This window comes from Pimelobacter simplex (assembly GCF_024662235.1).
Taxonomy (GTDB): Bacteria; Actinomycetota; Actinomycetes; order Propionibacteriales; family Nocardioidaceae; genus Nocardioides.
Genome location: NZ_CP096276.1, coordinates 2,763,782 through 2,777,254, shown reverse-complemented (window position 1 = coordinate 2,777,254; position 13,473 = coordinate 2,763,782). Strand labels below are relative to the sequence as shown.

The following is a 13,473-nucleotide window of genomic DNA, read 5'->3' as shown; positions in this document are numbered from 1 at the left end:
TTCCCAGGTTAGCCACCGGCGCGGAGCACCTCGGCGGTGTCCATTTCGCGAGTCCGGGCCCGGGCGAGGACGACGAGCGCGAGCGCGGCGGCGGCGAACGCGGCGCCGGCCGCGCCGAGGAAGACCGAGTGCTCCTGGAGGATGCCGAGCTCGGTGATGCTGAGGTCGGGGTCGGCCTCCTGGGCCGCGTAGAGGCGGCGCAGGCCGATCGTGGTCAGGGCGGAGATGCCGACGAGCATGCCGACCATCCGGGCGACGACGACGAGCGCGCTGGCCAGGCCGTGGGTGTCGTCGTCGGTGGTGGCGAGGATGGCGGCGTTGACCGGGGCCAGGGCCACGCCGAAGCCGAGCCCGCCGAGGACGAGCGGGATGTTCGACGCGAAGCCGTCGAGGCTGTGCTCGCCCCACTGGGCCATCATCAGGAAGCCGATGCCGGCGGCGACCATGCCGGCCGCGGTGAGGACGCCCGCGTTGACCCGGCGCAGCAACCAGCCACCGAGCACCGCGCCGACCGGCAGCGCGGCCAGGAAGCGGAGCAGGACGAGCGCGGCGCCGAGCTGGGAGGAACGCTCGGTGGTGGTCCGGGCGAAGAGCGGGATGTCGACCAGCGCCGCGATGAGCGCCCAGCCGACCAGGAAGCTGACGACGAGCGCGCCCCAGGCCGGCGTCGGGCGCAGGGCGCCGCGGGGGACGATCGGCGCGCTGGCGCGGCGCAGGTGCAGCAGGAGCAGGACGACGGCGATCGCGGAGCCGGCGAGGAACCACGGGCCCTGCGGTGAGAACACGGCGACCTCGGGGTCCGCGGTCGCGAACGCGAGGACCACGCCGCCGAGCGCGAGGGCGAGCAGCCCGGCGCCGAGCAGGTCCGCGGCGAGGAGGTGGCCGAACCAGCCGCGCAGGTCGGCCAGGGGCGGGCCGCCGAGCCAGCGGCCGAACCAGCACCACAGCGTCAGCAGGACGAAGGCGGCGATCGTGGTGACGCCGACGGGGGTGATCCAGCGGCTGCCGCCGTCGGCGTACGGGATGAAGAGCTGTCCCCAGGTGAGGTCACGCTGGAGGCTGCCGGGCTCGACGAACGTCAGGAAGCCCGCGGCCAGCGTGACCGCGAGCAGGGCCAGGCCGACGACGTCCGGGAGCCGGCGGCGCCGGGGTGGCGGCGAGTCGTCCGGGGCCGGGGTGGTCGCCACCCGCGCCACCACGCCGACCGCGACGGCGAGCAGGGCGCCGACGGCGAGGTTGATCGCGAAGATCCCGCGCCAGCTGGTGAACGACAGGACGAGCGCGCCGAAGAGCGGGCCGAGGACGCTGCCGAACTCCTGGACCGCGGAGACCAGCCCGAGCGGCAGGCCGCGCCGCTCGACGGGGTAGAGCGCCGCGACGAGCGACATCGTGGCCGGGACCAGTCCGCCGCCGCCGACGCCCTGGAGGAAGCGGCCCGCGACCATGCTCGGCAGGTCGTAGGACAGCGCGGTGACCAGGGAGCCGGCCGAGAACACGACCAGCGACATCGCGAGCACGGGGACCTGGCCGCGCAGGTCCGCGATCCGCCCGATGAGGGGCAGCATCGCGACGTACCCGAGCAGGAAGCCCGAGACGATGGGCGCGGCGCGCTGGAGCTCCTCGACCGGGATCCCGGCGCCCGCCATCATGTCCGGCAGCGCCAGGACGACGACGTAGGTGTCGACCGCCGCGAAGGCGACGGCGACCGCGCAGAAGACCAGCAGCAGCCGGTTCGCCGTGCTCACTCGTGGCTCACTTGGGGGCCGTGATGTCCTTCTCGACGTCGTACTTCGTCACGTCGATGGTGTAGGTCATCGGGTCGGCGTCGGGGAAGAAGGTGCCCGTCAGCTCGGCCGTGCGCAGGTGGCCGCTGTCGTCGATGCGGTACTTCGCGTCGAAGCCGTCGCCCTCGGCGCAGGGGAGGATCTTGCGGATGGCGTCGCCGGTCGCGGTGCCCGCGTAGGAGTGGAAGACCTCCTTGTTGTCGGTGCCGCCGCGCTCGGACTTGCCGGCCTTGACGTCGGTGCTGCTGGTGAGCACCGACGAGACGCCGCTCGACGGGTCGAGGAGCATCGCCGGGTCGGGCGCGCACAGCTCCTTGGGCTGGAACCGGTCGCTCCAGCCGCCGAGGGCGAGGTGGTTGATCCACAGCGTGCCGCCGACCGAGATCACCGGGACGTCGGAGACCGCGAAGCCGGAGACCTTGCCGTCGACGGTGCCCTCGAAGGAGGCGGGGTCGGCGACGATCGTGCCGGTCGCCGCGGAGAGGTAGTCGACGCCCGGGTCGTCGTTCGTCGAGATCGAGACCTCGACGCCGGAGGTGCCGTCGAGCAGGTCCTTGGCCTTCTTGCCCGCGTCGGACCACGAGGGGGCGTCGCTGCCCCCACCGTCGTCCCCGGAGCAGGCGGTCAGGCCGCCGACGGCGACGAGCGTGGAGAGCAGGCCGGCGGCCACACGGGTGGAGGTCGTCATGCGCTCACCCTGACACATCGCCCGAGGCCGGCGGCGCGGCATCCGCCGACGGGGCGACGGACAGCGTCGCGGTGAGCGGGCCCGCGGCGGCGACGATCGGCTGGCTGCCGGGCAGGCCGGAGCCGTCGCGCCGGCCGGTGGCGTCGGGCAGGTCGACCGGCGCGCCGCTGGCCGCGGTCGCCCGCGCCGGGGCGGGACCGGCCCAGGCGAAGACCAGGGTGTCCTCGCCCTTGAGGAAGCGGTGGCAGCGTACGCCGCCGGTGGCCCGGCCCTTGGCGGGGTACTCCCAGAAGTCGGTGACCTTGACCGAGCCGGGCTCGGTGCCGGGCAGCGCCGTGGCGGAGCCGGACGCGGTCACCAGGACCACGCCTCCCGGTGCGTTGAGGTCGAGCACGCCGAACCAGACGACGCGCTCCTTGTCGGCGACCCGGACGCCGGCCATGCCGCCGCCGGAGCGCCCCTGGGGACGGACGCCGTCGGCGGGGTAGTGGAGCAGCTGGGCGTCGGAGGTGACGAAGCAGAGCTCCTCGGCACCGGTCGTCAGCTGGACCGCGCCGACCACCTCGTCGCCGTCCTTGAGCGAGATGACCTCCCACTCGTCCTTGTTGAGGACCTCGGGGTTGACCCGCTTGACGACGCCCTGGCGGGTGCCGAGCGCGAGGCCCGGGCCCTCGGTCGTCAGCGTGGTGAGCGCGAGCGCCCGCTCGCCCTTGGCCAGCTCGAGGACCTCGCTGAGCGGCAGCCCGCCCTGGAGGTTCGGCTCGTTGGCCGAGGGCGGGATCGCCGGGAGGTCGAGCACCGCGAGGCGCAGCAGCCGGCCGGCCGAGGTCAGCACGCCCAGGTCGGCGCGCGCCGAGGTGCGCACCGCGGAGACGATGACGTCGTGGTTGGCCCGGCCGCCGCCGGTGCCGATCTCGTCGGCCGAGCTGGTGCGGGCCAGCAGGCCGGTCGCGGACAGCAGCGCGAAGCACGGGTCGTCGGCGACCTCGAGCGGTGCGGCGGCCGCGGCGACCGCCGTGGTGCCGGCCGACTCGAGCAGGACGGTACGCCGCGGCGTACCGAAGGTCTTGGCGACGTCGCCCAGCTCGGAGGAGACGAGCTTCTTGAGCAGGCCCTCGTCGTCGAGGATGGCGTCGAGCTCCTCGATCTCCTTGCGGAGCTCCTCCTGCTCCTTCTCCAGCTCGAGGCGGGAGAACTTGGTCAGGCGCCGCAGCTGCATCTCGAGGATGTACTCGGCCTGGATCTCGGAGAGCTCGAAGACGCTCATCAGCCGCTCCTTGGCGGCTGCGGAGTTGTCGCTGGTGCGGATGACCTGGATGACCTCGTCGATGTCGAGGAGGGCCAGCAGCAGGCCGTCGACCAGGTGCAGGCGGGCGGCCTTCTTGTTGCGGCGGAACTGCGAACGGCGGCGGACGACGTCGTACCGGTGCTGGAGGAAGACCTCCAGCATCTCCTTGAGGCCCATCGTGCGCGGCTGGCCGTCGACCAGCGCGACGTTGTTGATGCCGAAGGAGTCCTCGAGCGGGGTGAGCTTGTAGAGCTGTTCCAGGAGCGCCTCGGGGACGAAGCCGTTCTTGACCTCGATGACCAGGCGCAGGCCGTTCTCGCGGTCGGTGAGGTCCTTGATGTCGGCGATGCCCTGGAGCTTCTTGGACTGGACCAGGACCTTGATCCGCTCGACGATCTTCTCGGTGCCCGTGCCGTAGGGGAGCTCGGTGACGACGATGCCCTTGCGCCGCCCGATCGTCTCGACCCGCGCGGTCGCGCGCATCTTGAAGACGCCGCGGCCGCTCTCGTAGGCGTCGCGGATGCCGTCGAGGCCGACGATCTTGCCGCCGGTCGGCAGGTCGGGCCCGGGGATGAACCTCATCAGGCCGTCGATGTCGGTCTTGGGGTGCTGGATCAGGTGGCGCAGCGCCTGGACCACCTCGACCAGGTTGTGCGGCGCCATGTTGGTCGCCATGCCGACCGCGATGCCCGTCGTACCGTTGACGACGAGGCTGGGGATCGCCGAGGGCAGCACCGTCGGCTCGTACTCGCGGCTGTCGTAGTTGGGCTTGAAGTCGACCGTGTCCTCGTCGATCGACTCCGTCATGGCCATGGCCGCCGGCGCCATCCGGCACTCGGTGTATCGCATGGCCGCCGGCGGGTCGTCGGGCGAGCCGAAGTTGCCGTGCCCGTCGACGAACGGCAGCCGCAGCGACCACGACTGCGCGGTGCGGACCAGGGCGTCGTAGATCGCGCCGTCACCGTGCGGGTGCAGCCGACCCATGACCTCACCGACGACGCGCGCGGACTTCACGTGGCCGCGGTCGGGGCGCAGGTTCATGTCGTTCATCGTGTAGAGGATGCGCCGCTGGACGGGCTTGAGACCGTCGCGCGCGTCGGGGAGCGCGCGGGAGTAGATCACCGAGTAGGCGTACTCCAGGAAGGACGACTGCATCTCGTCGCGGATGTCGGTGTCGAGGATGTGCTCCTCGAAGTCCTCCGGGAGGGGATCCTGCTGGGTGCGCCTTGCCATGGGGGGCATTCTTCCGGGTGGGTCCGACAGGTCGGGCGGGGGCTCGCCGATGAGGGGCGAGGCTCAGCGTTCGTCGACGTCGCGACGATGGCCCACGCGGAAGACGGCGACGACCAGCACGTCGTCCTCGACGGTGTAGAGGATGCGGTAGTCGCCGACCCGCACGCGGTAGGCGGGGCGTCCCACGAGCCGGCGACTCGCCGGTGGATGGGGATCGCGGGCGAGGAGCTCGATCGCGCCACGGATCCGCAGCGCGGTGGGCCGATCGAGGCGCCGGAGCTGGCGCGCGGCGGCGGTCGTCAGCTCGATCCGGTAGCGCTGCGGCTCAGACCCAGCCAAGGTCGGCCCGGACCTGGTTCCAGGGGATGCGCGGGTCGTCGGAGGCCGCCGCCTCGTCGTACGCCGCGACGTCCTCCATCTCCTCCCACGCCTCCATGAGCTGGTCGTAGCGCTCCGGGCTGATCAGCACCGCGACCGTCTGTCCGCGACGCTGGAGGTGCACGGCTTCGTCTGCCGCGGAGGCGATGACCGCTGCGAGATCGCTACGAGCAGCGGAGACGGGCACGGTGGACATGGAGCAACGGTACAAGTCGGGGGTTGAGTTGTACAAGAGTTGCCGATGAGATTCGCCCGGTGCGCCCGTCTGTCCCGGTATGACGACGGTGATGATGCACGCGGTGGCCTCCCTCGACGGCTTCATCGCGGACGACAACGACGACGTGGGCCCGCTCTTCGACTGGTACTTCAACGGCAGCCTCCCGCTCAGCGAGGACGGCGCCGAGCCCGGGCCGTTCGCGGTCTCGAAGGCCTCGCACGACTACGTGTGGCCGATGTGGCGCAGCATCCGGGCGATCATCCAGGGCCGGCGGCTGTTCGACCTGACCAACGGGTGGGACGCCCGTCCGCCGGCGGGGGAGCACCTGCTGGTGGTCTCGCACCGGCCGAAGCCGGAGGGGTGGCACCCGGAGGCAGATGTGCCGTTCTTCGACGACATCGCGGCGGCGGTGGCGGAGGGCAAGCGCCGGGCGGGGGACGACGGGGTGCTGGCGATCTGCGCCGGGGACATCGGCGGTCAGGCGCTCGCGGCGGGCCTGGTGGACGTCGTGGCGATCGATGTCGTGCCGGTGGTCTTCGGGTCCGGGAAGCGCTACTTCGGGTCGTTCGCGGGGCAGCGGATGCTGGAGGATCCGGACGTCGTGGTGCAAGGGGACCGGGTCCTGCACCTGAAGTACCGCGTGCGGCGCTGACGCGTGTGGCCGGGGCCGATAGATTTCTCCCCGTGAGCCCCGGCGACCCGACCCCCACGGACGAGATCGAGGCGCCGCCCGCGCACTGGGAGGGCGACGTCCTGCTCCGCGACGGGCGTACGGCGCACATCCGGCCGATCCGGCCCGAGGACGCCGACCTGATGGTGGAGTTCTACGCGCGGGTCTCCGACGAGTCCAAGTACTACCGGTTCTTCTCGCCGATGCCGGTCCTCTCCGACCGTGACGTACGCCGGTTCACCCACGTCGACAACCGCGACCGGGTCGCGCTCGTGCTGATCCTCCAGGAGCGCATGATCGCCGTGGGCCGCTACGACGTCGTGGCCGACCGCGAGGCCGAGGTCGCCTTCCTCGTCGAGGACGAGCACCAGGGCCGCGGGATCGCCCAGCTGCTGCTCGAGCACCTCGCCCAGGCCGGCCGGGAGCGCGGCGTCGAGCGGTTCACCGCCGAGGTGCTGCCCGACAACAACCGGATGATCCAGACCTTCCGCGACGCGGGCTACCGGGTCGCGAGCGGCTACCACGACGGCGTGATCACGCTGGAGTTCTCGATCGACCCGACCGACACGGCGATCGGCGTGATGCGCGATCGCGAGCACGCCGCCGAGGCGGCGTCGATCCAGCGCTTCTTCAACCCGCGCTCGGTCGCGATCATCGGCGCGAGCCGTCGCCAGGACACGATCGGCCAGGTCCTGGTCCGCAACCTGGTGACGGCCGACTTCACCGGCCGGGTCTACGTGGTCAACCCGAGCGCGCCCGCGGTGTCGGGTATGCCGGCGTACAAGAACGTCAACGACATCCCCGACGAGGTCGACGTCGCGATCGTCGCCGTCCCGGCCGACGCGGTGACCGACGTCGTGCTCGACTGCGCCAACAAGGGCGTGCACGGGCTGATCGTCATCTCGTCCGGCTTCGCCGAGACCGGCGAGGAGGGCCGCAAGCGGCAGCGTCACCTGGCGGGGCTGTGCCGTTCCTACGGGCTGCGGCTGATCGGGCCCAACTGCCTCGGCGTGCTCAACACCGACCCGACGGTCCAGGTCAACGCCTCGCTGTCGTCGGTGATGCCGGCCCGCGGGCGTGCGGGCTTCTTCTGCCAGTCCGGTGCGCTGGGCTCGGCGATCCTCGAGAAGGTCAAGAACCGGGGCCTCGGCATCTCGACCTTCGTCAGCGCGGGAAACCGCGCCGACGTCTCCGGCAACGACCTCCTGCAGTACTGGGAGGAGGACGACTCCACCGAGGTCGTCATGATGTACCTCGAGTCGATCGGTAACCCGCGCAAGTTCTCCCGCATCGCGCGCCGGGTCTCGCACCGCAAGCCGATCGTCGCGGTCCGGTCGGGCCGGACGACCCAGGGTGTCCCGATGGGCCACACGGTACGGCGCATCGGCGCCCCCCAGGCCGCGGTCGACGCGATGTTCCGCCAGGCCGGGGTGATCCAGGTCGACACCCTCGACGACATGTTCGACGTCGCCCAGCTGCTCGCGCACCAGCCGCTGCCGCGCGGGCGCCGGGTCGCGATCGTCGGCAACTCCGACGCGCTGGGGCTGCTCGCCGCCGACGCGGCGTCCGCGGTCGGCCTGGTGGTCAACCGCTCGGTCGCGCTCGGTGCCGACGCGACCGCCGAGGACTTCGAGGACGCGCTCGACGACGCCATCGACGACCCGGACGTCGACTCGGTCATCGCCGTCTACATCCCGCCGCTCGACGTGTCGGGCGAGGAGGTCGCCAACGTGCTGGCGGCCGTGGGGGAGCAGTCCGACAAGCCGCTCGTGTCGTCCTTCCTCGGTGCCGAGGGCATCCCCGAGCTGCTGCGGGTCCCCGACGTCGCGGGCTCCTCGGCCGGACGCGGCTCCGTGCCGTCGTACCCGGCGGTCGAGGCGGCGGTGCGCGCGCTGGCCCGCGTCGTCGAGTACGCCGTGTGGCTCCACGCCCCCGACGGCCCGTCCGCCGACGCGGGCGAGGTCGACGCGCGCAGCGCCAAGCGGCTGGTCGACCGGATCCTCGCCGACCCCGAGGTCGTCGCCAACGACCGCGAGGTCGAGCTCGACCAGGCCCAGCTCACGACGCTGCTCAACGCCTACGGCATCCAGCTGTGGCCGACGATCCCGGTCTCCGACATCGACGAGGCGATCGCCGCGGGCGAGCGGCTCGACTGGGACGTCGTCCTCAAGTCCACGCTGCCGGCGGTGCGCGAGCGCCCCGACCAGATCCACGTGTGGCGCAACATCCCGACCGCGCCCGAGATGCGCGAGGCGTGGGACTACCTCGGCGGCCTGATCGACCCGGGCATCGGGCGGTTCGTCGTCCAGCGCAACGCCCCGACGGGCGTGCCGATCTCGGTCCGCTCGTTCGAGGACCCGCTCTTCGGGCCGGTCGTGTCGTTCGGCATCTCCGGGCCCGTCATCGAGCTGCTGGGGGACTGGTCCTACCGGATCCCGCCGCTGGGCCAGCACGAGGTCGCCGCGATGGTGCGCGAGGTCAAGAGCTCGCCGCTGCTGTTCGGCTACCGCGGCGCCGACCCGGTCGACGTCGGTGCGATCGAGGACCTCATCACCCGCGTCGCCGAGCTCCAGAACGACCTGCCCCAGGTCGCCTCGCTCGAGCTCTCGCTGGTGCTGGCCGGCGTCGACACGGCGACCGTGCTGACCGCGTCCGGGCGGGTCGCGGCGGTCAAGGACCCGCGGCCGGACTCGCTCGTGCGCCGGATGCCCGACCTCGCCACCACGATCCCAGACTGACCTCGTCGGCGCGAGCGCGTCTCCGGCGCCTCGAAGAGGCAGCAAGCTGCCCGGATGGCGCCTCCCGCCGCGCTGCCGCGCTGGTCGTGCGAGGATTCCCGCATGCCCACACGTGCCCGCTCTCACGAAGGGGACCGGATCACCGAGCTCCAGGCCGCCATCGACCGGACCGGCTACTACCCCGAGGTCGTCTCCGACGCGGTCACCGACGCGCTCGGCGGCGAGGCCGTGGTGTCGTACTACGTGCACCACGAGCCGACCTTCGAGCGGGACGAGGTGCGCCGGCACCAGACGGTGATCGTGCTGACGCCGACCCGGCTGATCCTCGCGCACACCGACGAGCACGCGGGCGACGACCTGCTGCCCGAGCCCTACACCTCGACCTCCACCGAGGCGGTCAGCCTGCGCGCCGTCGCCTCGGTCGTGGTCACCCGGATGACCACCAACCCGACCGCCGGACCGCGCCCGCCCGCCGAGGCGGTGCTGACGATCGGGTGGGGCGCGGTGAGCCGGATCGACCTGGAGCCGGCCGCGTGCAGCGACCCCCAGTGCGAGGCCGACCACGGCTACACGGGCACGTCGTCGTCCGACGACTTCTCGCTGCGGGTCTCCGCGGCCGCCGACGGCACCGACGCGGTCGGCGGGCTGCTCTCGTTCGCCGCGTCGCTCTCCGCGCTGACGAGGGGTTGACCGGGTGGAGCAGGCTGCCTTCTGCGAGCCGGCGTACGGCGTCCGCTCGCTCGGCGACGTGGTGCCCGCGATCGCCCGGGCGCTCGGCAGTCCCGTCGGCACCGCGCCCAGCGGGCTGAGCCTGCCGGACGCGTCGTCGTACGTCGTCTTCCTCATCGACGGGCTCGGCGCCCGGCTGCTGGAGCGCTACGCCCACGCGGCGCCGTACCTCTCGTCGCTGCTGGCGGGCTCGACCCCCGCGACCGCGGGCGTGCCGTCGACGACCTCGACCTCGCTGACCTCGCTCGGCACCGGCCTGACGCCGGGCGCGCACGGCCTGGTCGGGTTCACCACGCGGATCCCCGGCACCAGCGAGCTGCTCAACGCGCTGCTGTGGGACCACGACATCGAGCCGACCCAGTGGCAGCCGCACCAGACCGCGTTCTCGTCGCTGCAGAACGCCGGTGTGCGGGTCACGGTCGTCAACAAGCGCGAGTTCAACGGCAGCGGGCTGACCGTCGCGGCCCACCGCGGCGCCGACTACGTCGGCGTGGACCGGGTCGGCGAGCGGATCGCCGCCGTCATCGGCGCGTCGACGCCCCACGCGGGCCAGGCGGCGCTCACCTACGTCTACGACGGCGACCTGGACTGGACCGGTCACCGCTGGGGCGTCGCCTCCAGCCAGTGGCTCCAGCAGCTCGCCATGATCGACCACGAGGCCGAGCAGCTGCGCGAGGCCCTGCCGGCCGACCGCCGGCTCGTCGTCATCGCCGACCACGGCATGGTCGACGTCGGCCCCGACAGCCGGATCGACGTCGCCGGTCACGACGACCTGCGTTCCGGGGTCGCCCTCGTCGGGGGAGAGGCCCGGTTCCGGCACCTCTACTGCGCCGGCGGCGCGGTCCCCGACGTCGTGACGACCTGGCGGGAGGTGCTCGGCGAGCGCGCCGACGTCCTGACCCGGGCCGAGGCGATCGGCCGCGGCTGGTTCGGCCCGGTCGACCCGTCGGTGCTGCCGCGGATCGGCGACGTCGTCGTCGCCTGCAAGGGCGAGTTCGCGGTGCTGTCGACCGAGGGATTCCCCTACGAGTCGCGGTTGATCGGCATGCACGGGTCGCTGACGCCCGATGAGATGCTGATTCCCGTCCTGCTCGACTGAACCTTTCCGGCACCTCGCGTCGTCTGGGTGGATGAGCGGGGCCGGACAGCGGGCCCCCGAGGACCGGAGGCACCATGGCGGCACGTGACCGGGCGGCGTTCGCGGAGTTCGTCGCGGCCCGTTCGGCCTCCCTGCACCGGGCGGCATACCTGATGGTCGGCGACGTCGGCCTCGCCCAGGACCTGGTGCAGGAGGCACTGACCAAGACCTACGTCGCGTGGCCGCGCCTGCGACAGACCGCGGCGGCGGAGGCCTACACCCGCAAGGCGATCACCACCACGGCGATCACCTGGTTCCGCAAGCGGAGCTGGTCGGAGCGGGCCACCGACACGCTGCCGGAGCGGCCCGAGACGATCGACGCCGGCCACGCCGACGCGCTCGTCGTACGGCACTCGCTGCTGGCGGCCCTCGCCCAGCTCGCACCGCGCCAACGCGCCGTGATCGTGCTGCGCTACTACGAGGACCTGACCGAGCGGCAGACCGCCGAGGCGCTGGGCTGCGCCGTCGGCACGGTCAAGAGCCAGGCCTCCGCCGGGCTCGCCCGGCTGCGGACCCTGATGGGGGACGAGCTCGACATCGACGACCTGATCGCCTCGGGAGGGGTGCTGGCATGACCGAGAAGCTGAAGACCCTGATGGACCGGGCCGCCGACGTGGATTTCGCGGCGGTCGACCTGACCGCCGTCTTCGAGGACGGCGACCGCGCCGTGCAGCGACGGCGCCGCGGAATGAGCGCCCTCGCCGGCGTCGCCGCCGTCGTCCTCGTCGCGGGCGGCATCGCGCTCGCCACCGGGGGCGGCGACAAGCACGGCCGCGACCGCGTCCCCGTCGTCACCACCCCCCAGGTCACCGATCCCACCTGGATCGTGGGCCAGGTGCTGCACTCGCCGACCCAGCAGGTCGACCTCGGCGCGGACGTGCGCACCTACGTGCAGACCTCCGCCGGGTTCGCCTTCCTCGCCACCGACGGCCGGGTCCTGGGCTACCGCGGCGGCGCCGTCGAGACCCTCGGCCGGGCCTGGGCCGAGGGGAGCGGCGACCGGGACGCGCAGGTCCGGCTCGTCGCCGACCCGCGCGCCGGCCTGGTCGGCTGGGTCGACGCGACCTCGCCCGACGCGCCGGGGTTCGTCGTCCACGACCTCACGACCGGCGCTGAGCAGGTGCTGGGGCAACAGTCGAGCAACCGGCGCGCGGTGGCGGAGTTCTTCGCGATCGACGACGGGACGGCGTACTGGCTGGACGGGCGGGGCACCGTCGCGACCGACCTCGCCAGCGGGGATGCCCGCGTGCTCGCGGACTTCCAGCACCTGCAGTGGATCGCCGACGTACGCCAGGGGCTGCGGGTGCAGCTCGTCGAGTCGCCCGACGGCGGCGACCAGGGCATGGAGCTCGTCGACGCCGACGGCCGCGCGCTGATCAGCTATCGCGACCTGGGCTCCCCGGGCGTGCTGTCGCCGGCGGGGACCTGGGTCGCCGCCGCCGACGCGGGCACCGTCTGGAACGTCGCCGACCGCCAGGCCGTGCCGCTGGTGCCGCCGTCCGGCGCCGCGGCCCGCGAGGTCCGCGGGTACCAGTGGCTCGACGACAGCACCCTGCTCGCGGTGGTCGAGGAGAAGGACGACAGCACGGACCTGGTGCGCTGCGCGGTGCCGGCCGGGACCTGCACGCCGGTGGCGACGGGCCTCGACTTCGAGACGCTCGTGCTACCCGGGATCATGGTCGGCTGAGCTTCGCCGAGGTCTCGCCGCTGGTGACGTTCGCGTGAAGGCGGTGGTGAGGCTCGAAGTGGCAGCAGGGGTGAAGGTCGTCTGGTCTCCAGCGCGTGCGGCCGAGCCAGGCCCGCATTTCGTGCCGCCTCACGAATGACCTACCTTCTGCCTCATGACCACTCCCCGTCGCATCGTCGCGCTCGTCGCTGCCCTCGCCACGTCCGTCGTGTCGGTCGCGGCAGTCGCTCCGGCAGCCCGGGCGGACTCCACCTACCAGGGTGACCTGGACGGCACCGAGCCGCCGCTGGGCGCCTATCCGCCCGACGTCGACAACGACCGGTGCGGCACGAGTGGCCCGACGATCACCGAGCCGGCCGAGGTGGTCTCCTTCGTGTCGCAGTCCGACGGACCGCGGCGGTTCGCGGTCCGGCGGACGGACGGTGCGCCGAGCATCTTCCTGCTGTTCGTCTACCGCAACGGTGTCTGCGTCGCCGCCGACATCGGCCCCGACGACGGGGACGCCGTCGATGCCGCCACGTCGGTCACGGATGTCGAGAACGTGTCGTTCCGCAAGGGCGATCGGGTCGTCGTCCGGATCACCGGCACGGGGCGGCGGGCGTGGACCCTCGCGATCACCCAGCCCGGTACGGCGAACGCGGCCGCCGCGGGCAAGGGCTCGTCGTACGTGAAGCTGCCGTACCAGGTCAGCTGCAGCAGCCACCAGGCCACGGTCAAGGCGACCGGCAAGGCCCGCAAGGTGAAGTCGGTGGTGTTCAAGGCCGGCGGCAAGAAGGTCGGTTCGGTCCAGCGCGTGCGGGCCGGGCAGAAGATCAAGCTGAAGAAGATCCCGTCCAGGGCGAGCTCGATCAAGGCCGTCGTGAAGCTCAAGGGCGGCGGCAAGGCCAAGGTCGTGCGCGCCTACAGCGCCTGCCGCTGACGAC

The 13,473-nt window shown here is 72.5% G+C and carries 12 protein-coding genes; 7 read left to right on the top strand and 5 right to left on the bottom strand.

Annotated features, from left to right (window positions below; all coding sequences use genetic code 11):
• Positions 1–8: 8 nt before the first annotated feature.
• From M0M48_RS13620 to M0M48_RS13600, 5 genes are all read right to left on the bottom strand, one after another.
• Positions 9–1,745 carry an MFS transporter gene (locus M0M48_RS13620; protein WP_257751562.1) on the bottom strand — a complete coding sequence of 579 codons (1,737 nt, stop codon included), beginning with the start codon at positions 1,743–1,745 and terminating at the stop codon, positions 9–11.
• 7 nt (positions 1,746–1,752) lie between these two features.
• A complete protein-coding gene (locus tag M0M48_RS13615) occupies positions 1,753–2,472 on the bottom strand; it encodes an LppX_LprAFG lipoprotein (RefSeq protein WP_215816982.1) in 720 nt (239 codons plus the stop codon).
• A gap of 4 nt (positions 2,473–2,476) precedes the next feature.
• Positions 2,477–4,993: a DNA gyrase/topoisomerase IV subunit A gene (locus M0M48_RS13610; RefSeq protein WP_257751561.1), complete on the bottom strand. Its 2,517-nt coding sequence runs from the start codon at positions 4,991–4,993 to the stop codon at positions 2,477–2,479.
• 63 nt (positions 4,994–5,056) lie between these two features.
• Positions 5,057–5,332 (bottom strand): type II toxin-antitoxin system RelE family toxin, encoded by a 276-nt coding sequence (locus M0M48_RS13605; protein WP_257751560.1) that lies wholly within the window; start codon positions 5,330–5,332, stop codon positions 5,057–5,059.
• A complete protein-coding gene (locus M0M48_RS13600; RefSeq protein ID WP_215816979.1) occupies positions 5,319–5,567 on the bottom strand; it encodes a type II toxin-antitoxin system Phd/YefM family antitoxin in 249 nt (82 codons plus the stop codon). The genes M0M48_RS13605 and M0M48_RS13600 overlap by 14 nt, the downstream gene beginning before the upstream one ends.
• A 79-nt stretch (positions 5,568–5,646) precedes the next feature.
• Between M0M48_RS13600 and M0M48_RS13595 the strand changes: the two genes are divergently transcribed.
• From M0M48_RS13595 to M0M48_RS13565, 7 genes are all read left to right on the top strand, one after another.
• Entirely contained in the window at positions 5,647–6,240 is a 594-nt protein-coding gene (locus M0M48_RS13595; protein WP_257759334.1) for a dihydrofolate reductase family protein, read from the top strand.
• A 32-nt stretch (positions 6,241–6,272) separates the two neighbouring features.
• Entirely contained in the window at positions 6,273–8,996 is a 2,724-nt protein-coding gene (locus M0M48_RS13590) for a bifunctional acetate--CoA ligase family protein/GNAT family N-acetyltransferase (RefSeq protein WP_257751559.1), read from the top strand.
• 102 nt (positions 8,997–9,098) lie between these two features.
• The gene (locus tag M0M48_RS13585) at positions 9,099–9,686 is read left to right on the top strand and encodes a DUF5998 family protein (protein ID WP_215816977.1); all 588 of its coding nucleotides are present in this window, start codon (positions 9,099–9,101) and stop codon (positions 9,684–9,686) included.
• Positions 9,687–9,690: 4 nt separating this feature from the next.
• A complete protein-coding gene (locus M0M48_RS13580) occupies positions 9,691–10,824 on the top strand; it encodes an alkaline phosphatase family protein (protein ID WP_257751558.1) in 1,134 nt (377 codons plus the stop codon).
• Between the two features lie 74 nt (positions 10,825–10,898).
• Positions 10,899–11,438: a SigE family RNA polymerase sigma factor gene (locus M0M48_RS13575; RefSeq protein WP_257751557.1), complete on the top strand. Its 540-nt coding sequence runs from the start codon at positions 10,899–10,901 to the stop codon at positions 11,436–11,438.
• Positions 11,435–12,550, top strand: a complete 1,116-nt coding sequence (locus tag M0M48_RS13570; RefSeq protein WP_257751556.1) for a hypothetical protein — start codon at positions 11,435–11,437, stop codon at positions 12,548–12,550. The genes M0M48_RS13575 and M0M48_RS13570 overlap by 4 nt, the downstream gene beginning before the upstream one ends.
• Before the next feature lie 154 nt (positions 12,551–12,704).
• Complete coding sequence (locus M0M48_RS13565; protein ID WP_257751555.1) at positions 12,705–13,469, top strand: hypothetical protein; 765 nt, start codon at positions 12,705–12,707, stop codon at positions 13,467–13,469.
• Positions 13,470–13,473: the final 4 nt, after the last annotated feature.

What these genes read in the sequence shown, in the direction of transcription:
- M0M48_RS13615 (WP_215816982.1), bottom strand. Translation starts at nt 2,472, where the DNA reads ATGACGACCTCCACCCGTGTGGCCGCCGGCCTGCTCTCCACGCTCGTC.
- M0M48_RS13610 (WP_257751561.1), bottom strand. Translation starts at nt 4,993, where the DNA reads ATGGCAAGGCGCACCCAGCAGGATCCCCTCCCGGAGGACTTCGAGGAG.
- M0M48_RS13565 (WP_257751555.1), top strand. Translation starts at nt 12,705, where the DNA reads ATGACCACTCCCCGTCGCATCGTCGCGCTCGTCGCTGCCCTCGCCACG.
- M0M48_RS13595 (WP_257759334.1), top strand. Translation starts at nt 5,647, where the DNA reads ATGACGACGGTGATGATGCACGCGGTGGCCTCCCTCGACGGCTTCATC.
- M0M48_RS13575 (WP_257751557.1), top strand. Translation starts at nt 10,899, where the DNA reads ATGGCGGCACGTGACCGGGCGGCGTTCGCGGAGTTCGTCGCGGCCCGT.
- M0M48_RS13585 (WP_215816977.1), top strand. Translation starts at nt 9,099, where the DNA reads ATGCCCACACGTGCCCGCTCTCACGAAGGGGACCGGATCACCGAGCTC.
- M0M48_RS13600 (WP_215816979.1), bottom strand. Translation starts at nt 5,567, where the DNA reads ATGTCCACCGTGCCCGTCTCCGCTGCTCGTAGCGATCTCGCAGCGGTC.
- M0M48_RS13570 (WP_257751556.1), top strand. Translation starts at nt 11,435, where the DNA reads ATGACCGAGAAGCTGAAGACCCTGATGGACCGGGCCGCCGACGTGGAT.